Below are 22,374 nucleotides of genomic sequence, written 5' to 3'. Positions count from 1 at the left end.
GCACCGCGGGCGCGACTGCAGCGCCGGGCCGGCAGGTGCCGCGGGTGGGTTCAGGACCCGCGCCGGAAAGCCTCGATCAGCAGCGGCGTCACGTCGTGCATCGGCCCGAGCGGCGTGTCGGGCGGAACCAGCCCCGGCACGAAGCCGGCGGCCTCGAAGCGCGCGAGCAGGCTGCGGTCGTGGCTGACGATGTGGATGGGCACGTCCCACGGCTGGCCCGGCCCGGTGACCGAGCCGATCGGCTGGTGATCACCGACGATGATCGTGAACAGGTCGGCCGGCGCGTGCTGGCCGAGGTAATCGGCGAGCCAGTCGAACTGATAGCGCATCGCGGCCAGGTAGGCCGGCGTCGGGTCGGACCAGCGCACCGGCACGCCCTCGGCGGCGGCGAGCTCGTCCGCACTGTAGGCGTCGTGGCCGAGCAGGCGCGACCAGTCGTCGGTGAAGGGCGCGATGGCGCGGAAGGGGGCATGGGTGGTGACGGTCGGAAACACCACCAGCCGTGGCCGGCGCTCGCGCGATGCGCGCGCCGCCTCGATGCGCTCGGCCAGGCTGGCCGGTGAGGCGTCCACCGAGGCGGCCATTGCGGCGGCCATCGAGGCGGCATCAGCGTCGGATGGGCGCGCTCGGTCGGGATGGTAGGTCGCGAGCCGAATGCGGACGGCGGCCTCGCCGGCAATCACCGCGGCGTCGTCTGCCGCGTCCTCCGCTCCGCCTTTCGCGCCGTCCTGCGCATTGCCCGCCCCGGCCTGTTGCGGACCCTCCCTTGCCGGAAAACGCTTGCCGAACTCCTGGTGGTGAATGAGCGCCATCGAGGCCTGGTCCGGAATGCGCCAGAAGCCGAAGTGCGGCCCGAGGTAGCCGATGCGATCGGCGTCGGCGATGCGGTGGAAGCCATAGAAGGCGCCCTCCGGCCAGGCGCGCTGGATGCCCGGCGTCCACACCACGGTGTGGTAGCCATTGGCGGCAAAGTGGCTTACCAGGGTGGGGCGCCGGGTGGTGAGCAGCAACGGGTAGTCGCCGGGGTCGCGGGTGTCGATGCCGGCGAGCAGGCTGCCATGCGCGAGCCAGGAGGCGCCACCGAAGGTGGGCGAGATCAGCCGCGCCGACACCACATGGCGACCGCTGGCGGCGATGCCGGCGGCGAGCCGCGCCCGCGAGGCTGCCAGCGGCTCGGCGATGTCCGGCTTGTCGAGCGTGACCGCGCCATAGGCCTCGGCGAACACGATGAGTACATCCGAGCCCTCGAGCGCATCCACGTCGCCGGCGAAAGCCGGGCTCGGGCCCAGCTGTTCCCCGTGGGCGCTGCGCGACAGTGCGAGCGACAGCAAGCGGGATTGCTCGGCGAGCAGGCTGCTGACCGGTGGCGCGATCAGCGGGCGCAGCACCTCGCCCTGCCAGGGCTGGGCCGCCCACAGCGCGCAGCCGAGTGCGCCAAGCCCGAGCAGCGTGCGACGGGGCGCCGTGTGCTCGGCCGCGTGGGCCAGACCCTGCAGGCACAGGCGCACGATGGCGTAGAGCAGGCCCACGGCGACCATGGCAAGCAACAGGCTCAGTGCCAGACGGAGGTAGGCGCCACCGGCGGCGCCTTCGCCACTCATGCGGAGCACGGCCCACAGGTGCTGGCCGTCCCAGTAGGCATTGAGTCTGCGGCCGAAGATCGAGGGGACGGTGACGTTGATGTAGTGCAGCACCACCCAGGCCGTGCCCAGCATCGACAGCCCTGCCAGCAGGCGCCCGGCGCGTCCGCGCCAGCCGACCCAGGCGGCCAGCGCCACCACGAGCACCGCCAGTTCTGCCGAGAAGCGCCATTCCAGCCGCGGCCACAAGGTGGGCCAGTGGTTGCCGAAGCCGAGCAGCAGGTTGAGCACCAGCAGCGGCAGCAGCACGAGTGCGAGCACGCGCAGGCTGCTGGCGAGCACCGTCGCCGGCAGGCCGCGCGGGTTGCGGGCGTGGTGACGCGGGCCGGGCGTCATGGCCTTCTCGCCGCCGGACGGGCTATGATCGGCGCCTCGCCCCGCATCGTCTGGAAACCGCCGCCATGGACATCCCCGCCGCAGTCTCCTACTGGCAGGACCTGAGCCCGCAGCAGATCGCCCGCCTTGCGGCCGAGGACACGGTGGCCGTGCTGCCGCTGGCGGCGGTCGAACAGCATGGCGAGCATCTGCCGCTGTCGACCGACCTCGACATTGCCCACGGCCTGCTGCATGCCGCCCTGCCGCGCCTGCGCGCGGACGTTCAGGTGTGCGTGCTGCCCGCGCTCGCGGTCGGTCTCAGCCTCGAACATGCGGACTTTGCCGGCACCCTGAGCCTGAGTCCGGAAACCGCGCTCGCGGTGCTCCAGCAAGTGGGCGCGTGCGTGGCGCGGGCCGGCCTGCGGCGGCTGGTGCTGTTCAACACCCACGGCGGCAACAAGGCGATCGTGGATCTGGCCGCGCTGCAGTTGCGCGCCGCGCACCGCATGCTGGTGGTGCGCGCCAACTACTTTCGCTTCGCGCCGCCCGCTGAGGCCCTGCCCGCGGCCGAGCTGCGCCACGGCCTGCATGGCGGGGCGCTGGAAACCGCGATGATGCTGCATCTGGCGCCGCACAAGGTGCGGCGCGAGGCGCTGGCGAACTTCGCGTCCCTTGGCGAGCGCATGGCCGCCGACGGCCGTCGTCTCGGCCCCGAGGGCGAGGCCGGCTTTGCCTGGATGGCGCAGGATCTCAATGGCGGGGGCGCGACGGGTAACGCGACGCTCGCCAATGCGGCACTCGGCGCGCGCCTGGTCGAACACTTTGCCGGCGTGCTGGCGGGCGTGATCGAGGATGCGCAGGACTTCGATCTTGGCCACCTGCGCGACGTGCCCGCCTAGCGGCGCAGCGCGCTGCCGTGCCCGGTGTCGATGTGCGGGCGGTGGCAGGTCGCACATGGGCGCGCCTTGAAGCGTCGGTTTGCGGGGCTCAGGCGCCGCCGGCCGTGCCCGGGGCAGGCAGGCGCTCGGGTTCGTCGCTGGCGGGCTCGTCCTGCTCGGTCAACAGCTCATGCAGCCAGTGACCGTGGCGGTGCGCCTTGGTCTGCAGGTAGCGCTCGTTCTGGCGCGTGACCTCGCCATAGATCGCCTGGCGCGCCACGACGTTGATGCCGGCGCGTTGCAGGGCCTCGACCTTGCTGGGGTTGTTGGTGAGTAGCAGCACCTTGGAGACGCCGAGCTGGTCGAGCATCTCGTGGGCGACGCGAAAGTCGCGCTCGTCCTTGGAGAAGCCGATCACCTGGTCGGCATCGATGGTGTCCAGGCCCTGGTCCTGCAGGCCGTAGGCGCGCAGCTTGTTGGCCAGCCCGATGCCGCGCCCTTCCTGCGACAGGTAGAGCAGGATGCCGCCGCCCTGGGCGTTGATCGCGGCGACGCCGCGGCGCAATTGCTCGCCGCAGTCGCAACGCAGGCTGCCAAAGAGGTCGCCCGTGAGGCAGGACGAATGCAGGCGCACCGGCACGGCCTCGGGCCAGTGCGCGGCGTCGCCGATGACGATGGCGACGTGCTCGTGCACGCCATCGGCTTCGCGGAAGAGCACGAAGCGGCTGTCCTCGGCTTCGGCCAGCGGCACCTTGGCCTCGCTGATGCGGGTCAGGGTGCCGGGCCCGCTGTTGCACAGGCGCAGGGCCTCGCCGGCCTCGACGGCCAGCACCTGGCCGCGTTCGATCTCGTTGGCGACGACCGCCGCTTGTGATTCGGACACCGCGAAGGATAGCGCGGCGGGGACCAGCTGGGCGCGGCCGAGCAGGCGCAGGGCGGCGTGTTCGGCCTGGCTGGCCGCGCGCGCGCGGGTGCCCGCGGGCAGGGTGGCACCGTGCATCCAGGCCAAGTCACGCAGCGCGCGCGCGTCGGGCAGGGGCTCGAGTGCGAGCGCGACGGCGTCGGTCGCGTCGGCCTGCCCCAGCGCCGCCATGCGATGGCGGCTCAACACGAGCTGTGCCGCGGCGCCGCTCAGTTGCAGGGCGTCGTCCAGGCTGCGCCCGGTCAGGCCCTCGACGGCGAGGACCAGCGTCTGCCTGCCATGGTCACGCAGCACGATGGGGAGGCCGCGACGCAGATCGAAAATGGCACGCTCGGCTTGGCGCATTACTGTGTTCTCCGTTGGGGGTTCTGGTTCACCATCACGCAAGCCGTCCCCGGGGCGGGCAGACGCCGATGCAAACCGTGTGTGAAGGAAGGATGAATGTCAGACGAGCTTGTATCAGATTGGGGCTGGAGGTGCATATTGCAAGCGCGTGATGCCGATTGGGCCGCATGCAAGGCAACAAGTTTCACGGTGCAGGGCGTGGATATCGCGATCCGGCGCGGTGGCGCCTGGCACTGCGCGCGCGATATGGACCGGCCGACGCGGGATCTGCTCGATCTCTTCCTGCCATGGGTGGCCACCGCCGCGCCGGTGGTGATCGCGCAGATCGGCCAGAGCCTGGACGGACGCATCGCCACCGCCAGCGGGGCCTCGCACTATATCAACGGGGAGGCGGCGCGCACGCATCTGCACCGCCTGCGCGCGCTCGTGGATGCGGTCGTGGTGGGCGTGGGCACGGTCAATGCCGACGACCCGCAGCTCACCGTGCGCCACGTGGCCGGGCGCAATCCGGTGCGTGTGGTGCTCGATCCGCGCGGCCGCGCCAAGCCGTCGGCGCGGCTGTTCGGCGATGGGCTCGCGCCCACGCTGCATCTGGTCGCCGCCGGCCTGCCCGCGGCCGAGGCTGCGCCGGCGGCGGAGCCCTGCGGCCCAGGTGGCGCAGGCGCTGCGGTGTTGCGGATTGAGCTGGCGAGCGGTGAAGCCGGCTTCGAGCCGGCCGAGGTGCTGGCCCGGCTGGGCCGGCGCGGCTGGCGGCGCGTGCTGGTCGAGGGTGGCGGGGTGACGGTGTCGCGCTTCCTGCAGGCGGGGGTGCTCGACCGCCTCCATGTCATGGTTGCGCCGATGCTGATCGGCGCTGGCCCCGCAGGCCTGGTGCTGCCGCCGATCGACCGCCTGGACGAGGCCATTCGGCCGCCCTGTCGGCACTTTGCCTGCGGCGAGGATGTGGTGTTCGATCTCGCGCTGCGCCCCCTGCGGGACCCGTCGTGAGCGTTCCCGGCCGGCGGGCGCACAGGCCTTGCTAGCGCCGGCGCGGTAGCAGGAGCAGGGCGCCGGGCAGGCTGGAGAGCAGGACGACGAGGCCATAGCTGACCGAGATCGCGACGCCTTCGGCCGCATTCAGGCCGGCCAGCGACCACACCAGCGCGGCCGCGCCTTCACGGATGCCCCAGCCTGCGATCGACAAGGGGATCGCCATCGCCAGCAGCACCCAGGGCACCAGCGGCACGACCTCGCCAACCGGCGTCGTGATGCCGAGCATGCGCATGCAGCACAGGTAGACGGCCAGGTAGCTGGCGACGATCAGCAGCGAGGCGAACAACTGGCGGACGAACACCTCGCGGGCGAGCAGGGCACGGCGCACGGCGCGACCGAGGCGGCCGATCACCGTTGGCCACCGCCACGCTGCGAGGCCGACGAGCAGGGCGGCGGCCAGCAGCAGCCAGGATGTGGCGCCCGCCGCTTGCGCACCGGCCGCGCCGTCGAGCCCGAGCAGGCGGGCCGGCACGGCTTGCAGCGCCGGGGACCAGGCCAGCGTCAGCAGCGCCACCAGCAGCAGGGCAAGCTGGCCGGAGGCGCGCTCAATCAGCACGGCATGCCAGGCGCTCCCGCGCTGGCCGGCTGCCGCCTCGCTGCGCGCATGGCGCCAGGCGCGCCCGGCATCGCCCATGACGCCGCCCGGCAGCAGCTGGTTGAGGAAGGTGGCGAGGTAGTACTCGGCCACCGCATGACGCAGGCCCAGCGGCACGCCGAGCTGGTGCGCCGTGAGGCGCCAGCGCCAGGCCGACAGCAGGATCTGCGGCAGGCTCAGGCCGAGGGCGAGCAGCAGCCAGCCCGGGTGGGGCGCGGCAAAGGCCTGCGCCAGCGCGGCGGGGTCGAGCCACAGTAGCACGAGGGCGAGCAGGCCGAGGCTCAATGCGAGGCGCAGCGCCGGCAGCAGCAGGGCGCGCACACGAGACGGCTGGCGCATTTGGGTGAGCGTGCGCGACATCGGCAGCGGGCGCCGATCCTCAGCCGGCGTTGCGCACGGGGTGGGTGCGGGGGGCGGCGAAGAGGTCGACATGCCCCACCACGAGCCGGCCCGGCGAAGCCCCGCACAGCGCGCTGCGGCGCCCGTGCCAGGCCTCGATGCGTGCAGCCGCCTGCGGGCACTGCGCGCGGGCGGCGTCGCGCCAGCCGTCGATCAGCGCGCGCGCCAGGGCGGCATCGCCGGCTTCGGCGAGGTTCAGCTCCCAGGGGCTGGGGGCGAGCTCGAGCTCGAAGCCCCGCGCATCGAGCGCGGCGGCCAGCGCCGGTGCCGCGTCGGGGCCGAGCGCTGCGCCTAACCCCTTGTCGCGGCGCTGATGCGCGTTGAAGGCCTCGCGCACGAGGGCGTCGTCGGCATCGCCCGCCACTTCGCCGGGGCCCTCGAAGCGCCACTGACCGTCGACGCTGAGGGTCACGAGCACGGCGCAACGCAGCTCGGCACACAGCTCGGCGAGTCGCGCCAGCCAGCTCGTATCGACGAGGTCGAGCAGGGCCGATGCGCACACCAGGTCCGTCTCGCCAAGCGCCATGCCGCTTGGGGCGGCCAGATCGAGCTGCCGTGTCTCGATCCGGACGTGGCCGCCATCGTAGTCGTGCAACTCGGCGCAGCTCGAGCGGGCTCGGTCGAGCAGGGCCGGGTCGTGGTCGATCAGCGTCCAGTGCTGGGGGCCGGGCAGGCGCGGGGCGAGGTAACGCGGGTTGGCCCCGCTGCCGCTGCCGAGGTCGGCCAGCATGAAGGGGTGCTCGTCGTCGGCGGCAGGGCGGCGGGCTCGCAGCCAGTCAGCGGCGCGCAGGTTGAGGTGGGCGGCGCGCGCTGCACTGTCGGCCGCGGCGCGCAGCGCCAGCCAGTCTGCATCGAAGAGCGCATCGGGGTGGGCATCCCGAGGGGCATCGGCGGGGAGCGGGCTTGCGGGCGTGGGTGCGAGCATGGCGGAAGTCTCGGGCGAGGCGATCGGTCGGGCTCAGGGCCGCGCCGGGGCCGTGCGGATGCTGGCCAGCGCGGCGGCAAACTCGTCGGCGGCCTGTGTCCAGGTGCGCAGCTGCAGGCGCGCCCGGCGCGCGCCATCGCGCAAGCGCAGGCGTCGGTCGCGGTCCTGCAGCAGCGCCTGCAGGGCGCTGGCCAGTGCCGCGGCGTCATCGGGCGGCACGCTCACGCCCGCGTCGGGCGGCAGCGTGTCGGCCAGTGCACCACCGCGGGTCGTGAGCACCGGCAGGCCGGCGGCGAGGGCTTCGTCGATCACCATGCCATAGCCTTCGTAGCGCGAGGCAAGCACGAACAGGTCGGCGCTGGCATAGGCCTCGCGCACCACCCGTTCGGGGCATTCGCCGAGCAGGCGCACGCGCTCACCCAGGCCGGCGCGGCGGATGCCGTCGGCGATGGCGGCGGCGTGCTGCGGTGCACGCGTGAGGCTGCCGATGCAGTCGCAGGTCCAGGGCAGGTGCCTGACTGATTGCAGCGCGGCAAGCAGCAGGTCGTGGCCCTTGCGCGGCGTCAGCGAGGCCACGCACAGCAGGCGCGGTGCGATGTTGTCCGTGGCGGCGAGTGCGTTTGGTTCGGTGCCGGGGGCGACGACGCGCAGGCGGGCGGGACGCACGCCGAAATCGGCCAGGCGGCGGGCGGTAAAGCGGCTGGTGCCGATGACGAGGCGCGCCGCCGACAGCACAGCGCGTTCGCTGGCGAGCAGGCAGCGACGGCGGCTGGCGTGGAGTCCGCTCTCGTCCGCGAGCGGATGGTGCATCAGGACGACGAGCGCCAGCCGAGCGGCGTGGGCAAGCGCCACTTCGGGGAGTCCCCCCGCTGCCAGACCGTCGACGACGACCTGGTGCCCGGCTGGCAGGGCCGCGAGGGTGCGTGCGAGCGCCGCGCGTGCTTCATCGTCGGGCTCCGGAAAGCGCCCGGGCAGGCCATGCACCTCCACCGTCCAGCCGTGACGGCGCAGCCCGGCGACGATGCGCGCATCGTAGAGGTAACCGCCGGTGAGCTGGCCGGGGTCGCCAGGCACGATGAAGCTGAGCTGCCGCGTCATGCGCCGGTTCTCGAGGAGCGGCGGGCAGCCGCGGTCAAAGCGCGCCCTCGTAGCTGGCCCAGGCGATGTGCGATTCGTGCAGCGTGACCTTCAGCCGCTGCAGGCCCTGGCCGCCTGCCCCCAGGCGACCGCTACGGATCGCGCCGGCCATGCGGTCGAACACCACGCGCGCCATGAACTCGGTGGTGGTGTTCTGGCCGCGGAAGGCGAGCTCGTCGTCGAGGTTGCGGAAGTTGAGATCGGCGAGCAGCGTCTTGAGGGTTTCGCTGGCGAGCCCGATGTCCACCACCAGGCCGTCGGCATCGAGCTCGGCACGCTGAAAGCACACATCGACCACATAGGTCGCGCCGTGCAGGCGTTGCGCGGGGCCGAAGATGGCGCCCTGGAAGCTGTGCGCAATCATGATGTGGTCGCGGACGGTGAGGCTGTACATGGGCTGTCTCCGGGTGGGGTCAGGGGTAGCGGATGCGTTCGCACAGCGCGCCGCGGGGCTCGCGCGCGAGCCGGGCCATCAGCTGCGGCAGGTCCGCAAAGGGGCTCTCGCCGCTGATCAGCACGTCGAGCCGCTCGTCGACGAGCAGCGCAAGCGCAAGTTCCATGCGCCGGCGGAAATCCCAGCGTGGCGTGTGCGAGGGCGGCAAGTGGCCGACCTGGCTGGATTTGAGCGACAGGCGTCGGGCGTGAAAGGCGCCGCCGAGCGCGAGCGGCACGCTGCGCAGCCCGTACCAGCTCATCTCGACGATGCGGGCCTCTTGGCCGGCGAGCTCGAGCGCGCGCGCGAGTCCGGCCGGGTTGCCGCTGGCGTGCACCACGAGGTCGCATTCGGCGCTGGCCTGGTCGGGCAGCCGATGCCTGAGCCCGAGCGCGGTGGCGAGTGCCGCCCGGCCAGGATCGACGTCGACGAGCTCGACCTGGGTGCCCGGGATGCGCCCGCACAGCCAGGCCACCAGCGCACCGACGACGCCGGCGCCGATCACCGCGATGCGCTCGCCCACCGTGGGCGCAGCGTCCCAAACGGCATTGATCGCCGTCTCCATGTTGGCTGCGAGCACGGCGCGCGCGGCGGGCAGGCCGGCCGGCAGGGGCACGACCGCGGAGGCCGGCACGATGTAGCGCTGCTGGTGCGGGTGGAGGCAGAACACCGTCTTGCCGACCAGCGCCCGGGCCGCGCTGCCGCCGCCGTCCTCGACCACGCCGACGCTGATGTAGCCGTACTTGACCGGGCCGGGAAACTCGCCCTGCTGGAAGGGCGCGCGCATGCGCTGGTACTCGGAGGCGGGGACCTCGCCGCGAAACACCAGGCACTCGGTGCCGCGGCTGATGCCGCTGTACAGGCTGCGCACGCATACGTCACCATCGCCTGGCGGGGGCAGCGGCGCCGGGCGCAGTTCGCCGCGATCCGGCGGCAGGCTCCAGAAGGCGAGGTTGGCTTGGGACATGACTTGGAGGGCCGCCGCGGCGAACCCTGGCGGCTGCTTGGTGATCGAAGCTCGCATGGTAGCAGGCGGCACGGGCCGGACCGGGAGCGACAACGGCGGGAGGTTGGGGTGCGATCGATGAAGCGGCAGGACAGGACGACGGCGGGCACGGGCTGGCCGCGGGCCGGACTCGAGCTTGGCCTCGGCCTGGCCGGCGTGGTGCTCCTGGCCGGTGGGCTGTCTGCGCTCGTCGGTCTGCCCGTGATGGCGCAGCTTGCCGCACTCGGGGTGCAGGGCACGCTTTCGGCGCTGCTGTGGCGGCACTGGTCCGACCCCGGGCGCAGCCTGGGGCCGGCCAACCACGTCACGCTGGGCCGCGCGGCGTTCGTGTCGCTGCTTGCAGGGGCAGTGCTGGTCCCATCGTGGGTGCAGCAGCACGCCTGGCTGGTGGCCGGCATCGCGGGTACGGCCTTGCTGCTGGACGGCGTCGACGGCTGGGTGGCGCGGCGCTGGCGATGCGCGAGCGCGTTCGGCGCGCGCTTCGACATGGAACTCGACGCCTTTTTGATGCTCGTCTTGTGCATGCACTTGCTGTCGATGGGCAAGGCGGGGCCGTGGGTGCTGGCGATCGGCCTGATGCGCTACGGCTTCGTCCTTGCCATGCTGCGCTGGCCCTGGCTCGACGCGCCGCTGCCCGACAGCCTTCGGCGCAAGCTGGTATGCGTGTGGCAGGTGGCGAGTCTGCTGCTGTGTCTTGTGCCCCCTGTCGGTCCGGCGCTGGCCACTGGCTTGCTGGGGCTTGCGCTCGGCCTGCTCGCCGGCTCGTTCGCCATCGATGTGCGCTGGCTTTACCGTTCCGCCGCAAGGCTGCGGGTCGCCCGGCCCTGAAGAGGACGGCCGGGACCCCCACAAGGATCCAACCACCAAAGGAGACGCAAGCATGAGAGCCGAAACGAGACCTGCCACGCTGCGCGCGCTGATCAGCAGCGGGGCGCTGGCGGCCGCGCTGGCGGCCAGCCCGGTGCTGGCCGAGCCGCACACCTACCGCATCGACCCGGACCATTTCGCGATCGCCTTCCAGGTTGACCACGTCGGTTACGCAAACGTGATCGGCCTGTTCCTGAAGGCGAGTGGCAGCTTCGTGTATGACGAGGACGCGCGCACGCTCAGCTCGGGGCGGGTGGTGGTGGTGGCCGACAGCGTGTTCAGCAACCACGGCGCACGCGATCGTCACGTGCGCGACAGCGACTTCCTGGATGCGAAGCGCTTTCCCGAGATCGTGTTCGAGGCCACCGCGCTGGAACTCGGCGCGGACAACACCGGCAAGCTTGCGGGCAATCTGACCCTGCTCGGCCAGACCCACCCGGTGACGCTCGACGTGTCGCTCAACAAGGCGGCGGCCTATCCCTTCGGCCATCGCAAGCACACGCTGGGCATCTCGGCGAGCACGACGCTGCAGCGCAGCCAGTGGGGCATGAACTACGGCGTCGACCGCGGCATGGTGGGCGACGCGGTGGCGCTGAGCTTCGAGCTCGAGGCCATCCGCGACTGAACGCGGCCGGGCGCACCCGGCGCCGTGCTCAGCCGCCGATGTAGGACATTTCGATCTTGCGTAGCGCGGCGGTTTCGGCGGTGCGGATCTCGGAGTAGCGGTCGCTGCGTTGTTGCCATACATGCGCGATTGCGGCGTCGATCCCGGCGTCGTCGGCGCCGCCGCGCAGCAGGCCGCGCAGATCGTGGCCGTGCTGGGCAAACAGGCAGGTGTAGAGCTTGCCCTCGGTCGACAGGCGGATACGGGTGCAGGTGGCGCAGAAGGCCTGAGTTACCGACGAGATCACGCCGATCTCGCCCGCGCCGTCCTTGTAGCGCCAGCGTTCGGCGACCTCGCCCTCGTAGTTGGGGTCGATCGGCTCGAGCGGGTAGAGGCGATCGATGCGTGCGATCACATCGCGCGAGGGCAGCACCTCGTCCATCTTCCAGCCGTTCGAGGCGCCCACGTCCATGAACTCGATGAAGCGCAGGATGTGGCCGCTGTGGCGAAAGTGGCCCGCCATCCCCTCGATGTCGCTGTCATTGGTGCCGCGCTTGACCACCATGTTGACCTTGATCGGCCCGAGGCCGACGGCGCTGGCCGCAGCGATGCCCTCGAGCACCTTGTCGACCGGATAGTCGGCATCGTTCATGCGCCGGAACAGTGCATCGTCGAGCGCATCCAGGCTGACGGTGACGCGATGCAGGCCGGCATCCTTGAGCCGTCGGGCGAGCTTGGGCAGCAGCACGCCGTTGGTGGTGAGCGTGATCTCGACGCCGTCGAGCCGGGCGAGCATCGCGATCAGGCGCTCGATGTCCTTGCGCAGCAGAGGTTCGCCACCGGTGATGCGAAGCTTGCGCACGCCGCGTTCGACGAACAGGCGCGCGACGCGGACGATCTCCTCGAAGGACAGCAGCTCGCTACGCGGCAGGAACTTGTACTGGTCGTCGAACACCTCTCGCGGCATGCAGTAAACGCAACGGAAGTTGCAGCGATCGGTCACCGAGATGCGCAGATCGCGCACGCTGCGTCCGCGCTGATCGAGCAGCGGCGCGCCCGCAGCGGGGCGCAGCGCGGGATCGGCCGGCAGGAGCGGGGCCGCAGCCTCGTGGATTGGAATGACTTTCATGGTAGGCCAGCGGGCGAGAGCAGTGATTATCAGTACAGGGACAGCGCCATGCAAGGCATGGTTCAAGCAGCTTCCTCGCGCGTCTGCGCATGCTGCACTGCAGCGTGCGTGCGTGCGTCCGCGTCGAGGGCCCGATCCCGAGTGCCATGGGCGAGCGGTGTATCATGGCGCGCCGGAGCGATTCCGGCATCAGGAGAACAATCAGACATGGCCGAACTCGTGCCACTGCCCGCCACGGCACTGCGCAGTTATTGCGACCCCGCCTGTTTCAATTTCGACACGACCGAATCCCTCGCCGATCACGCCGGCGACCTTGGCCAGGAGCGCGCCGTGGAGGCGATCCGCTTCGGCCTCGCCATGGGGCATAGCGGCTATCACGTGTTCGTGCTGGGCGAGGCCGGCAGCGGCAAGCATGCGACCACCTTCCGGCTGCTGCGCGATCGCGCCGCCGGCGAGCCGGTGCCGCCCGACCTGTGCTACCTGCACAACTTCGACGAGTCGCTCAAGCCGCGCCTGCTCACCCTGCCGGCCGGCCGCGGCGCGGCCTTGCGCGGATACATGCAGACCTTCATCCGCGACCTCGGCCCGGCGCTGGAGGCTGCGCTCGACAGCGACGCGCACAGCGACCGCGTCGAATCCCTGCAAAGCGCGCACAAGGCGCGCGAGGAGGGTGCCTTGCGCGAGCTCGGCCAGTCCTGTGCCGAGGAGGGCATCTCGCTGCTGCAGACTCCCGAGGGTTTCGTGTTCGCGCCGATGCGCGACGGCGAGGTGATGTCGCCCGAGGCCTTCGAGGCCTTGCCCGAGGAGGAGCGCAAGACCATCGAGAGCCGCGTCACCGCCTGGAGCGAGCGGCTGGAGGACCTGCTCAACGAATTTCCGGGCTGGCGCAAGGCGGTGCGCGAGTCGATCGAGCGTGCCGAGCATGAGGTGCTGGGGCCGGCCGTGTCTCACTTGCTGCGCGAGGTGCGCGAGGCGCACACCGACCTGCCCGAGGTGCTCGCCTTTGTCGACGCGGTCGCACATGACGTGCTCGACAGCGCGATCAGGGGCACGATGCTCGAGGAGGAGGAGGACGACGTCGCCGAACCCGAGGAGAACACGCGCTACCACCGCTACCAGGTCAAGCTGCTGGTCGATCACTCGGCGTCGCACGGCGCGCCGGTGGTGTTCGAGAACAACCCCGGCTACGGCAACCTGATCGGGCGTATCGAGCACGTCGTGCAGCAGGGCAACCAGGTCAGCCACTTCAACCTCATCCGCGCCGGTGCCCTGCATCGGGCCAATGGCGGCTACCTGGTGCTCGACGCCGAGCGCCTGCTGTCCCAGCCCTTTGCCTGGGAAGGCCTCAAGCGCTGCCTGCGCGCCGGCGAGATCCGCATCGAGCCGCCGGCCGAGGCCCAGGGCTGGAGCGGCGCGCTGACGCTGGAGCCGCAGGCGGTGCCGAGCGCGCTGAAGGTGGTGCTGATCGGTGATCGCGACGTGTATTACCTGCTGATGGAGCACGACCCCGAGTTCGCCGACCTGTTCAAGGTGGCGGCCGACTTCAATGACGACCTGCCGCGCACGCCCGAGAACGAGTGCGAATACGCCCGCCTGATGGCGCTGCTGGCGCGCGGGGCGAAGCTGCTGCCCTTCGATCGCAGTGGCGTTGCCCGCCTGGTCGAGGAGGCCTCGCGTCTGGCCGAGGACGCGGGCCGCCTGTCGCTCAATACGCGCGCCCTGTCCGACCTGATGCGCGAGGCCGACCACCACGCCCGCCTGAAGGGGCGCAGCGCCACCGGCCGTGATGAGGTCGAGGATGCGCTCGCGGCGCGTGTGCGGCGCTGCAATCGCTACCCGACGCGGGTGCGCGAGTCCATTCTCGACGGCACCACACTGATCTCCACCGACGGCCAGCGTGCCGGCCAGATCAACGGCCTGGTGGTGGTCGAGCTTGCCGGCGAGCGCTTCGGCCATCCGGTGCGCATCACCGCCACCGTGCGCATGGGCGAGGGCGACGTGGTCGACATCGAGCGCGAGACCGAGCTCGGTGGCGCGATCCACTCCAAGGGCGTGCTGATCCTGTCCGCCTTCCTCGCGGCGCGCTATGCCCGCCACCAGCCCCTGTCACTGTCGGCCAGCCTGGTGTTCGAGCAATCCTATGCACCGGTCGAGGGCGACTCGGCCTCGCTGGCCGAGCTGTGCGCACTGCTGTCGGCGCTGACGCAGATCCCCATCCAGCAGCGCTTTGCGATCACCGGATCGGTGAACCAGTTCGGCGAGGTGCAGGTGATCGGCGGCGTGAACGAGAAGATCGAGGGCTTCTTCGATCTGTGCAGCGCGCGCGGGCTGGATGGCTCGCACGGCGTCGTGATCCCGGCCGCCAGCGTGCGTCACCTGATGCTGCGCGAGGATGTGGTGCAGGCCGCGGCGCAGGGCCGCTTCCACATTCATGCGGTGACCACGGTCGACGAGGCGATGACGGTGCTCACCGGCGTCAATGCGGGTGAGCCCGATGCCAAGGGGGTGATCCCCAGGGGCACGCTCAACCACAAGGTGGCGACCGTGCTCGCAGAGATGACCGCAGCGCGTCACGCCTTCTCGGACACCGAGGGCTCGGCGGGCGCCCGCCAGCACCGGCGCCGTCACGGCGTCTGAGCAGCGCCCGCCCTCGCGGGCGGGCGGTAGCAGGCGCCAGCGTCGTTCAGCGCAGGCCCACGATCATGCTCAGCAGCAGGGCGAGCACCACCATCAGCGCAAGCCAGGCGACGACGCCGGTGGTGAGCACGAAGCTGCCCAGCAGGCGCGAGCGGGCGTGGTCGTCGAGCTTGAACAGCGGTTCGATGCCGTGATAGATGAGCGCGGCCGAAGCCACCCAGGCCAGGGACATCGCAGCCACCGCGACCCAGGCCGACGGCACGAACAGCACCAGCGCGCAGATCCACAGCGGCGTCGGCGCCACCGCGGCGAGCATGAAGGCGTCGTGGAAGTCGGGGCGGGCGTTCGCAACCTCGCCGAGCTGCTGGATGATGGAGGCCATCAGCGGCACCATCACCAGTTGCGCGGCGTAGAAGCAGACGAACAACAGGGCCGCCTCGAAGCCCGTGATCTGTGGCACCGCCGCCGGGAAGACGGCGCCGGGCGTGACGTACATCGAATACAGGAACATGGCCGGCGGAATCAGCGACATCGGCATCACGAACATCGTGAACATCTTCCTGACCGACGGATGAATGCTGACCAGGTCGGACCAGCCTTCCTTGTACGAGTACAGCATCTTGGGGAGGTTATGCACATGCATGATCGTCTCCTTGAGTCTCGTTTCTCCTCATTGCAGCGGCTGGGCCCAGTCGCAGGCACGCCGTGAGCAAGTAGACCGGCGCGAGCCGGATTCGTGCCGGACATTGTGTGCCGTTGATGGCGAGGATCCGCGCCCGACAAGGAAACGAGGGCGGATCCGGTCGAGCCGGTCCGCCCTCGGATGCCCGCCTTCGGGCGGCCGAGTGCCTTCAGTGCAGGACTTGATTCACGTCGTCGATGATCGGGCCGAGCGCGCCCGCGATGCGCTGGAACTGCGCCGCGTCGATCATGCTCCCCAGCACGGCCTGGAAGCGTTCGCCCTGCACGCCCGAGACGATGTACTGCCAGCGGTAGGCGCGCAGGATGGTGGCGTGCACCTGTGCCGCCTCTTCCGCGCTGTGGCTGCGTCCGCTGGTGGTGATGAAGTACTCGGCGTCGGCGCGGGCCTGCGCCTGCAGGATGCCGTCGACCGCGGCCACCAGGCCGATGAGGTCATCGACGGCACGGTCGCGTTCCGCCGGGCTCAGGCCTGCGTCCTCGCGCACCCACTCGAGCTCGTCGAGGATGGCGTGCTGTGATTCCTCGCGCGCATGGTGCAGGAAGACGTCCTTCCACAGCTCGGACAGGTTGTCGTCCGGCTCGATGCTGCTGTGGTAGTGCAGCAGTACGAAGATCTCGATGTGGCAGATCAGGCCGAGCACGGCCCATTTCGAGGCTGACAGCACCGCCCGTGCGACCTCGTTGGGGTCGGGCACGAAGACGTAGCCCGCGGGCATGCCTGCGGCGGCCATGCGCTCGAGGCGGCGGAACATCTCCTGGTGCTTGATCTCCTCGTCGGTGAAGCGCACCAGGGCCTCGAGCGCGACCTGGTCGCCGAACCAGTGGTCACGACTCAGGTCGAGCACCTGGGCGCTGATGAAGCGCTCGACGAGGCCGAAGATGTTGGCGTAGGAGCGGCCCTGGATCTGCGACAGGAAGCGGCGCTCGGCCGGCAGCAGGAAGGGCAGCGCGTCGATGCGCGACAGGCCGTCGGGCAGGAACTTCTTGTTGAAGTCGAACTGGCGGCCGCGGATGACGTCGCGATCGATGTCGAAGCGCACGCGCTTCGAGACTTCGACAGCCTTGGCGTAACGCTGGGCGGGGTGCAGGGTGTGGAGGGTGACTTCCATGGTGAGGCTCCTTGCGGGGTGGGGTGATGGCTTCAGTACAGCGGGGCGACGGAGTTCTTTGGGCCGTGGCGGCGGCTGGGTTCAGCCAGTCCCTCGAGCTCGGCCGTCAGCGAGTCGATCTCGGCGCGGTGCACGCCAATGTCCTTCAGGGTGCGCTCGTCGAGCTCGGCGAGCAGGCGGCGCTGGGCGCGCAGGGCACGGGCGGCGCGGCGGTGCATCGCCGCTTCGCGCAGCGCGGTCGCAACGTAGCCGGCGAGCTGGGCGATATCGTCGAGGGCGCGGCGGATGCGGCGGGCGGGCTTGCCTGGCAGCGTGGTCGATGCGCTCAGGTGGCGGTCGGTCAGGGCTTTCATGTTGCGGTCTCCTCGTGGGGGCGATGGCTCGGCGACGGTCGGCTGGCAGTCCGGGCCCGGTCGTCGATGGCTGCATGCTGGTGCGTCCGGGTATCGCGCTTCTTTCGCTTTCGCGTGTGGTGGTATCAGTTTGTATTCGGCCTGTATCGCGGCCGATCACGCGCCCCGGCCGCAGGAATCGGTCCTTGATCGGGGCGCGCGTGGCGTCCACACTGGGATCAGCGCTGCGGCATGAGCGAGGAGGAGTCGGGCATGGAAGCAATCGGCCGCGTCCTGCTGGTGGACGACGATCCCGATGTCAGGGCAATGCTCTCGGAGTACCTGTCGACCCATGGACTGGAGGTGGCGGTCGCCGAAGGCGGCGCGGCGATGCTCGATGCCTTGGCGCAGGCGGTCCCGGATGTGGTGTTGCTGGATCTGCGCCTGCCCGGGGAGGACGGCCTGAGCCTGCTGCGCTACCTGCGCCAGCACCATGCGGTGGGGGTGCTGATCGTGACCGGCGCGGGCGAGGTGGTCGACCGCGTGGTCGGGCTGGAGATGGGCGCCGATGACTACATCGCCAAGCCTTTCGAGCCGCGCGAGCTGCTCGCCCGGGTCAAGAGCGTGATGCGCAGGCTGGCGCCGGCCGCCGCCGCGCCCGCAGTGGAGGCTGCGCGGCCGCCGTCGGCCGTGCAGCGCGACGAGCAGAGGGTCGCGGTCGGCGACTGTCGGCTGGATCTGCGCGCGCACCGGCTGTTCGACGCCGCGGGCGAGGAGCTGATGCTTACCGCGATGGAGTTCGAACTGCTGAAGGCCTTCGTCGAGCGCCCCAATCAGGTGCTGTCGCGCGACCAGCTGCTGACCCTCACCCGCAACCGCGAGTGGGAGCCCTTCGATCGCTCGATCGACATCCGCATCGCCCGCCTGCGACGCAAGGTCGAGCCCGACCCGGAGCGTCCGCGGCTGATCCGCACCGTGCGCGGCGCCGGCTACATGTACGTGCCGGCGTGAGGGGCGCACGGCGGTCGGTCGTGTAACCGGCGTGTTTCCGTGGTAACCCTGCGGTAACGGACGATGACGCATCGCGGCCGCCGGCTACATTGGAAGGAACAATCCAGGCGACGGGGCAGGCCATGAAACACAAGGATCGACGCCGCTCATCGCTGCGCGCGCGCCACGGGGTGCAGGCAGGGGCCGCAGCACAGGGCACGCCCGCGTTTGCGCGCGGCGACGCCACCGCCGGGCGCCTGCAGCAGGCCGAGCGCTCGCTGCGCGCCTCGGAGCTGCGACTGCGCCAGGTGCTGGACCAGAGCAAGGCGGTCGTGTTCTGGAAGGATCTCGACGGGCGCTACCTGTTCGTCAATCGCGAATTCTGTCGCCTGGTGGCCAGGCCGGCCGAGCAGGTGATCGGCCGTTGCGACGGCGACGTGATGCCGCTCGAGGTGGCCGCCCGCCTGCGCGCCAACGACGGCCAGGTAGTGCAGTCGAGGCAGACCATCACCTTCGAGGAACAGGTCGTGTTCGGTGGCCGGCCGCGGACCTATCTGGTGGACAAGTTCCCGCTCCTCGATGCCGCCGGCGCACCCTATGCGGTGTGCGGCATCGCCACCGACATCACGGCGCGCAAGCGGGTCGAGGAAGCCTTGCAGGGAGCCTCCCTCGCGGTTTCCGGGGCCGGCGGCGGCAGCATCTTTCAGGCGCTGGCGCGCTATCTGGCGACCATCATCCGCAGCGACTGGATCTTCATTGCGGTGCGCGACTCGGAGCGGGCGCACTGGATGCACGTCCTGGCGCTGTGGTGCGACGGCGAGCTGGCCGAGAACTTCGACTACGACGTGCGCGGCACGCCGTGCGAGACCGTGATCGGTCAGCAGTTCCGCATCTATCCGCAGGGTCTGGGCCAGCTTTTTCCGCTCGACGCGGACTTCGCCCAATACGGCATGGAAAGCTACGCGGGCTATCCGCTGGCCGACACGCGCGGCGAGCCGCTGGGCCTGATCGCCGCGGTGTCGCGGCGGCCGATCTCCGACCCCGGCTTCGTCGAGTCGGTGATGAAGATCTTTGCGGTGCGCGCCGCGGCGGAACTCGAGCGCGATCGCATGGATCGCGCTTTGCGCGCCTCCGAGGCGAGCTACCGCGCCATCTTCGAGGCCTCGGAGGACTGCATCTTCATCCACGACATCGACAGCGGCGCGCTGGTGGACGTCAATCAGCGCGCCTGCACCGTGTACGGCTACGACCACGACACCTTGCTCGCGATGCGGGTCGGCGACCTCGGCCCGGGCGTGGAGCCCTACACCGAGGCCGATGCGCGACGTCTGATGCAGCGTGCGCGCGATGGCGAGGTGGTGCGCGCGGAATGGCGCCGACGCAATGCCGACGGCAGCCTGCATTGGGATGAGGTCTGCCTCAAGCGCATCTGCCTCGCCGGCGTGGATCGCATCCTGGCGGTGACGCGCGACATCACCGCGGCCAAGGAATCCGCCGAGGCGATCGCCCGCAGCGAGGCGCAACTCCGGCAGGCGCAGAAGATGGAAGCGATCGGCCATCTGGCCGGCGGCATCGCGCACGACTTCAACAACATCCTGACCAGCATCAATGGTTACCTGGCGCTGGCCGAGGACCGCCAGGCCGAACTCGGTGACGCCCGGCTCGGGCGCTACCTCGAGCAGGCGCGCCTGTCGACGCGGCGCGCGCGCGACCTGATCCGCCAGTTGCTGACCTTCAGTCGCGGTCAGCGCGGCATGCCGCGCCCGCTTGCGCTGCAGCCACTGATCGAGGAGCTGGCCTTCTTTCTCGCCCCGATGCTGCCGCCCACGGTGGCCTTCGAGGTGCAGCCGCCCGGCCTCGAGGCCAGCGTGATGGCCGATCCGGTGCAGCTCGAGCAGGTGCTGATGAACCTGTGCATCAACGCCCGCGATGCGGTCGAAGGGCGCGGCCGGATACGCATCGGTGTCGAAGCAGCGCCGCCGGGCGAGGCCGTGTGCGCGTCCTGTCGGGCGTCGATGGTGACCGACGGTCAGGTGGCGCTGGTGGTGGCCGACGATGGCCCGGGGATCCCGCCGGACACGCTGGAGCGGATGTTCGAGCCCTTCTTCAGCACCAAGCCGGTGGGCAAGGGCAGCGGCATGGGGCTGGCCACCGTGCATGGCATCGTGCACGAGCACGGCGGACACATCCTGATCGACACCGCAGCGGCTGCGGGGACGCGCTTTCGCGTACTGCTGCCGATCCTGTCGCAGCCGGCCGCGCAGGTCGGTAGCCGTGGCCCGGAGCCTGATCGACCTGTCCCGGCGCGGCTCGCGGGGCGCATCCTGCTGGCTGATGACGAGGACATGGTGCGCGGCTTTCTGCGCGAGCTGCTCGAGGGCTGGGGGCTCGCGGTCGAGGCGGCGGCCGACGGCCGCGAAGGGCGCGCGCTGTTCGCGGCCGATCCGGCGGCCTTCGACGTCGTGCTCACCGACCTCACCATGCCGCACATGACCGGGCTCGAGCTTGCGCAGGAGATCCGGCGCCTGTCGCCGGCGACGCCGGTGCTGCTGTTCTCGGGCTATGCCGACGGCGTCGGCGCCGAGGCGCTGCACGACGCCGGCGTGCTTGCCGTGTTGCCCAAGCCGGTCGAGCCGACAAGCCTGTACGCGGCGCTGACACAGGCCCTCAGCCCGCGCCCGCCGGCCTGAGGACGGCTGCCGCGGCCGCGGCCGGGGTGGCCGACGGCGCCGACTGCGCCGCGGGGCGCTCGACCAGTGGCAGGTGGATCGCCACGGCGAGCAGCGCCAGCGCGATGTCGGCATGCCACATCCAGTCGTAGCTGCCGGTGACGGTCAGCACGATGCCGCCCAGCCAGACGCCGAGAAAGGCGCCGATCTGATGCACCAGCATCACCACGCCGACGAGCGTCGCCATATGGCGCAGGCCGAACAGCTTGCCGACCAGACCGACCGTCGGCGGCAGGGTGGCCATGTAGGTGAGGCCCATCCAGGCGGCAAAGCCGAGCATGACCCATTCGGTCTTCGGCAGGGCAAGGAAGGAGGCGACGCCAAGCGCACGCAAGCCGTACAACACCATCAGCACCCGCCGCATCGATCCGCGACGGATGGCGGCGCCGGCGAGGAGGCTGCCGATGACGTTGCACAAGCCGACAACGGCGATCCACCAGCCCGCCAGGCTCGCCGGCAGGCCGCAATCGGCGATCACGCCAGGCATGTGCGAGATCAGGAAGGAGACGTGAAAGCCGCACACGAAGAAGCCGCCGGTGACGAGCCAGAAGGCCGGACTCGTCAGGGCATCGCGCACCGGCATCGACGCGCTTTCCTGAGCGGACAGGGCGGGCCTGCCGGCCGACGCTCTGAACATCAGCGCCAGCGGCAGGGCCAGCAGCGCGAGTGCGGCCAGACCGAGCATTGCCTGCTGCCAGCCGGCAGCGGTGATCATGCCCTGGCTGGTCGGCCCGAGCAGCAGCTGTCCGGCCGAGCCGCCGGCGCTGACGATGCCCACGGCGAGCCCGCGGCGTTGCGCGCTCACCCGCCGGCTGACCTCGCCCAGCAGCAGACCATTGCTCCCTGCCGCCGCGCCGGCGAAGGCGAGCAGCGCGAGGGCGAGCACCAGCTCTGCCGCGCTGCCGACGAAGGGCAGCAGGGCACTTCCGGTCGCCAGTCCCAGCCCGCCGACGGCGATGACGCGGGCACCGCCATGACGGTCGGCGATCAGGCCGACGAAGGGCTGGGCCACACCCCACAGCAACTGGTTCAAGGCGACCGCGAAGCTGATGGTCACCAGGCCGAGTCCGGTGGCGGTATTGAGCGGCGCGACGAAGAGCCCGAACGACGAGCGCGAACCCATCGTGATCGCCATCAGCGCCGCCGCGGCAAGGGCGATGCTGAGACCGTGAAGGGGGCGTGAGGGATGCATGGCAGGCTCCGTGCTGTGGCGGGATCACGGAGCCGATGCTGGCGGCGGCGGGTATTCGCGGAATTTCGCAATGGCGCGCGAATGTTGCGGCTTTGTATCGGGGCGGGACCCGATTGTGCGTCTCCACTTTTCATCGCCTGCCTGGCGCGCTAACGTTGCAGGCGTGCGTCCGGATGTTTCGAGGAGATGCGGCGATGGACAGGAGCGGGACCGACGACCCCTTTGGCCTGCGGGAGAGACCCGGCGTCTACGACACGGGGACGGGTGCGATCAAGATCATCGAGACCAATCGCGGTATCCCGGGGGTGGAGCGCGTGATCATTCGCAGCTACTGCGGCCGAATCCAGGACAATCGCGTGTTCTACCGCCTGAGCAGCGATCGCCGCCGGGTCTTCGATACCCTGGAGCAGGCACTCGCGGCGCGCGAGGTGCGACTGACCTGAGCCTGGCTGGAAC

Annotated in this window: 20 protein-coding genes; 8 read left to right on the top strand and 12 right to left on the bottom strand. The window is 70.6% G+C overall.

Going from position 1 to position 22,374, the window contains the following annotated elements:
* Positions 1-50: 50 nt before the first annotated feature.
* Positions 51-1,976 carry a hypothetical protein gene (locus tag ACMV5O_RS09325; protein ID WP_416163187.1) on the bottom strand — a complete coding sequence of 642 codons (1,926 nt, stop codon included), beginning with the start codon at positions 1,974-1,976 and terminating at the stop codon, positions 51-53.
* 65 nt (positions 1,977-2,041) lie between these two features.
* On the opposite strand from ACMV5O_RS09325, the gene ACMV5O_RS09320 reads away from it, so the two are divergent.
* Entirely contained in the window at positions 2,042-2,854 is an 813-nt protein-coding gene (locus ACMV5O_RS09320) for a creatininase family protein (RefSeq protein ID WP_416163186.1), read from the top strand.
* Between the two features lie 88 nt (positions 2,855-2,942).
* On the opposite strand, the gene ribA is transcribed toward ACMV5O_RS09320, so the two are convergent.
* A complete protein-coding gene (gene ribA / locus ACMV5O_RS09315; RefSeq protein WP_416163185.1) occupies positions 2,943-4,100 on the bottom strand; it encodes a GTP cyclohydrolase II in 1,158 nt (385 codons plus the stop codon).
* A gap of 198 nt (positions 4,101-4,298) precedes the next feature.
* Here ribA and ACMV5O_RS09310 point away from each other — a divergent pair, with 198 nt between their 5' ends.
* Positions 4,299-5,087: a RibD family protein gene (locus tag ACMV5O_RS09310; RefSeq protein ID WP_416163184.1), complete on the top strand. Its 789-nt coding sequence runs from the start codon at positions 4,299-4,301 to the stop codon at positions 5,085-5,087.
* A gap of 31 nt (positions 5,088-5,118) precedes the next feature.
* Here the strand turns inward: ACMV5O_RS09310 and ACMV5O_RS09305 are convergent, their stop codons facing one another.
* Genes ACMV5O_RS09305 through ACMV5O_RS09285 form a run of 5 tightly spaced genes read right to left on the bottom strand, consistent with a single transcriptional unit; the run spans position 5,119 to position 9,588 of the window.
* Positions 5,119-6,066 carry a lysylphosphatidylglycerol synthase transmembrane domain-containing protein gene (locus ACMV5O_RS09305; protein ID WP_416163183.1) on the bottom strand — a complete coding sequence of 316 codons (948 nt, stop codon included), beginning with the start codon at positions 6,064-6,066 and terminating at the stop codon, positions 5,119-5,121.
* Between the two features lie 40 nt (positions 6,067-6,106).
* On the bottom strand, positions 6,107-7,051 hold the full coding sequence (locus ACMV5O_RS09300) for a methyltransferase domain-containing protein (protein WP_416163182.1): 945 nt from the start codon (positions 7,049-7,051) through the stop codon (positions 6,107-6,109).
* A 33-nt stretch (positions 7,052-7,084) separates the two neighbouring features.
* Positions 7,085-8,149, bottom strand: a complete 1,065-nt coding sequence (locus ACMV5O_RS09295) for a glycosyltransferase family 4 protein (protein WP_416163181.1) — start codon at positions 8,147-8,149, stop codon at positions 7,085-7,087.
* Positions 8,150-8,183: 34 nt separating this feature from the next.
* Positions 8,184-8,582, bottom strand: a complete 399-nt coding sequence (locus ACMV5O_RS09290) for a 6-pyruvoyl trahydropterin synthase family protein (RefSeq protein ID WP_416163180.1) — start codon at positions 8,580-8,582, stop codon at positions 8,184-8,186.
* A 19-nt stretch (positions 8,583-8,601) separates the two neighbouring features.
* The gene (locus ACMV5O_RS09285) at positions 8,602-9,588 is read right to left on the bottom strand and encodes a zinc-dependent alcohol dehydrogenase (protein WP_416163179.1); all 987 of its coding nucleotides are present in this window, start codon (positions 9,586-9,588) and stop codon (positions 8,602-8,604) included.
* 117 nt (positions 9,589-9,705) lie between these two features.
* Here ACMV5O_RS09285 and ACMV5O_RS09280 point away from each other — a divergent pair, with 117 nt between their 5' ends.
* Together ACMV5O_RS09280 and ACMV5O_RS09275 are read left to right on the top strand one after the other, a co-directional pair.
* Positions 9,706-10,455: a CDP-alcohol phosphatidyltransferase family protein gene (locus ACMV5O_RS09280; protein WP_416163178.1), complete on the top strand. Its 750-nt coding sequence runs from the start codon at positions 9,706-9,708 to the stop codon at positions 10,453-10,455.
* A gap of 52 nt (positions 10,456-10,507) precedes the next feature.
* Positions 10,508-11,119 carry a YceI family protein gene (locus ACMV5O_RS09275; RefSeq protein ID WP_416163177.1) on the top strand — a complete coding sequence of 204 codons (612 nt, stop codon included), beginning with the start codon at positions 10,508-10,510 and terminating at the stop codon, positions 11,117-11,119.
* A gap of 28 nt (positions 11,120-11,147) precedes the next feature.
* Here ACMV5O_RS09275 and moaA read toward each other — a convergent pair whose 3' ends face one another.
* Positions 11,148-12,227, bottom strand: coding sequence for a GTP 3',8-cyclase MoaA (moaA, locus tag ACMV5O_RS09270; RefSeq protein WP_416163176.1), 1,080 nt, complete (start codon positions 12,225-12,227; stop codon positions 11,148-11,150).
* Between the two features lie 207 nt (positions 12,228-12,434).
* Between moaA and ACMV5O_RS09265 the strand changes: the two genes are divergently transcribed.
* On the top strand, positions 12,435-14,864 hold the full coding sequence (locus ACMV5O_RS09265) for a Lon protease family protein (protein WP_416163175.1): 2,430 nt from the start codon (positions 12,435-12,437) through the stop codon (positions 14,862-14,864).
* 46 nt (positions 14,865-14,910) lie between these two features.
* Here ACMV5O_RS09265 and ACMV5O_RS09260 read toward each other — a convergent pair whose 3' ends face one another.
* From ACMV5O_RS09260 to ACMV5O_RS09250, 3 genes are all read right to left on the bottom strand, one after another.
* Positions 14,911-15,507, bottom strand: a complete 597-nt coding sequence (locus tag ACMV5O_RS09260; RefSeq protein WP_416163174.1) for a Yip1 family protein — start codon at positions 15,505-15,507, stop codon at positions 14,911-14,913.
* Positions 15,508-15,715: 208 nt separating this feature from the next.
* Positions 15,716-16,675 carry a hypothetical protein gene (locus ACMV5O_RS09255; protein WP_416163173.1) on the bottom strand — a complete coding sequence of 320 codons (960 nt, stop codon included), beginning with the start codon at positions 16,673-16,675 and terminating at the stop codon, positions 15,716-15,718.
* Between the two features lie 32 nt (positions 16,676-16,707).
* Positions 16,708-17,028 carry a DUF1127 domain-containing protein gene (locus ACMV5O_RS09250; RefSeq protein ID WP_416163172.1) on the bottom strand — a complete coding sequence of 107 codons (321 nt, stop codon included), beginning with the start codon at positions 17,026-17,028 and terminating at the stop codon, positions 16,708-16,710.
* Between the two features lie 252 nt (positions 17,029-17,280).
* Between ACMV5O_RS09250 and ACMV5O_RS09245 the strand changes: the two genes are divergently transcribed.
* Positions 17,281-18,018 carry a response regulator gene (locus ACMV5O_RS09245; protein ID WP_416163171.1) on the top strand — a complete coding sequence of 246 codons (738 nt, stop codon included), beginning with the start codon at positions 17,281-17,283 and terminating at the stop codon, positions 18,016-18,018.
* A 122-nt stretch (positions 18,019-18,140) separates the two neighbouring features.
* On the top strand, positions 18,141-20,687 hold the full coding sequence (locus tag ACMV5O_RS09240; RefSeq protein WP_416163170.1) for a PAS domain-containing protein: 2,547 nt from the start codon (positions 18,141-18,143) through the stop codon (positions 20,685-20,687).
* Here ACMV5O_RS09240 and ACMV5O_RS09235 read toward each other — a convergent pair.
* On the bottom strand, positions 20,665-21,918 hold the full coding sequence (locus ACMV5O_RS09235; protein ID WP_416163169.1) for an MFS transporter: 1,254 nt from the start codon (positions 21,916-21,918) through the stop codon (positions 20,665-20,667). The genes ACMV5O_RS09240 and ACMV5O_RS09235 overlap by 23 nt on opposite strands.
* Before the next feature lie 194 nt (positions 21,919-22,112).
* Between ACMV5O_RS09235 and ACMV5O_RS09230 the strand changes: the two genes are divergently transcribed.
* A complete protein-coding gene (locus ACMV5O_RS09230; protein WP_416163168.1) occupies positions 22,113-22,361 on the top strand; it encodes a hypothetical protein in 249 nt (82 codons plus the stop codon).
* The last annotated feature ends 13 nt before the right edge of the window (positions 22,362-22,374 follow it).

This window comes from Thauera sp. WH-1 (assembly GCF_047806685.1).
Taxonomy (GTDB): domain Bacteria; phylum Pseudomonadota; class Gammaproteobacteria; order Burkholderiales; family Rhodocyclaceae; genus Thauera.
Note: the sequence above shows the minus strand (reverse complement) of the source record. Positions and strands in the feature narration are given on the sequence as shown.

Bases quoted from the DNA above. Each gene is read 5' to 3' on its own strand.
- ACMV5O_RS09325 (WP_416163187.1), bottom strand. From the start codon at position 1,976: ATGACGCCCGGCCCGCGTCACCACGCCCGCAACCCGCGCGGCCTGCCG.
- ACMV5O_RS09320 (WP_416163186.1), top strand. From the start codon at position 2,042: ATGGACATCCCCGCCGCAGTCTCCTACTGGCAGGACCTGAGCCCGCAG.
- ribA (WP_416163185.1), bottom strand. From the start codon at position 4,100: ATGCGCCAAGCCGAGCGTGCCATTTTCGATCTGCGTCGCGGCCTCCCC.
- ACMV5O_RS09305 (WP_416163183.1), bottom strand. From the start codon at position 6,066: ATGCGCCAGCCGTCTCGTGTGCGCGCCCTGCTGCTGCCGGCGCTGCGC.
- ACMV5O_RS09300 (WP_416163182.1), bottom strand. From the start codon at position 7,051: ATGCTCGCACCCACGCCCGCAAGCCCGCTCCCCGCCGATGCCCCTCGG.
- ACMV5O_RS09295 (WP_416163181.1), bottom strand. From the start codon at position 8,149: ATGACGCGGCAGCTCAGCTTCATCGTGCCTGGCGACCCCGGCCAGCTC.
- ACMV5O_RS09290 (WP_416163180.1), bottom strand. From the start codon at position 8,582: ATGTACAGCCTCACCGTCCGCGACCACATCATGATTGCGCACAGCTTC.
- ACMV5O_RS09285 (WP_416163179.1), bottom strand. From the start codon at position 9,588: ATGTCCCAAGCCAACCTCGCCTTCTGGAGCCTGCCGCCGGATCGCGGC.
- ACMV5O_RS09280 (WP_416163178.1), top strand. From the start codon at position 9,706: ATGAAGCGGCAGGACAGGACGACGGCGGGCACGGGCTGGCCGCGGGCC.
- ACMV5O_RS09275 (WP_416163177.1), top strand. From the start codon at position 10,508: ATGAGAGCCGAAACGAGACCTGCCACGCTGCGCGCGCTGATCAGCAGC.
- moaA (WP_416163176.1), bottom strand. From the start codon at position 12,227: ATGAAAGTCATTCCAATCCACGAGGCTGCGGCCCCGCTCCTGCCGGCC.
- ACMV5O_RS09265 (WP_416163175.1), top strand. From the start codon at position 12,435: ATGGCCGAACTCGTGCCACTGCCCGCCACGGCACTGCGCAGTTATTGC.
- ACMV5O_RS09260 (WP_416163174.1), bottom strand. From the start codon at position 15,507: ATGCATGTGCATAACCTCCCCAAGATGCTGTACTCGTACAAGGAAGGC.
- ACMV5O_RS09255 (WP_416163173.1), bottom strand. From the start codon at position 16,675: ATGGAAGTCACCCTCCACACCCTGCACCCCGCCCAGCGTTACGCCAAG.
- ACMV5O_RS09250 (WP_416163172.1), bottom strand. From the start codon at position 17,028: ATGAAAGCCCTGACCGACCGCCACCTGAGCGCATCGACCACGCTGCCA.
- ACMV5O_RS09245 (WP_416163171.1), top strand. From the start codon at position 17,281: ATGGAAGCAATCGGCCGCGTCCTGCTGGTGGACGACGATCCCGATGTC.
- ACMV5O_RS09240 (WP_416163170.1), top strand. From the start codon at position 18,141: ATGAAACACAAGGATCGACGCCGCTCATCGCTGCGCGCGCGCCACGGG.
- ACMV5O_RS09235 (WP_416163169.1), bottom strand. From the start codon at position 21,918: ATGCATCCCTCACGCCCCCTTCACGGTCTCAGCATCGCCCTTGCCGCG.
- ACMV5O_RS09230 (WP_416163168.1), top strand. From the start codon at position 22,113: ATGGACAGGAGCGGGACCGACGACCCCTTTGGCCTGCGGGAGAGACCC.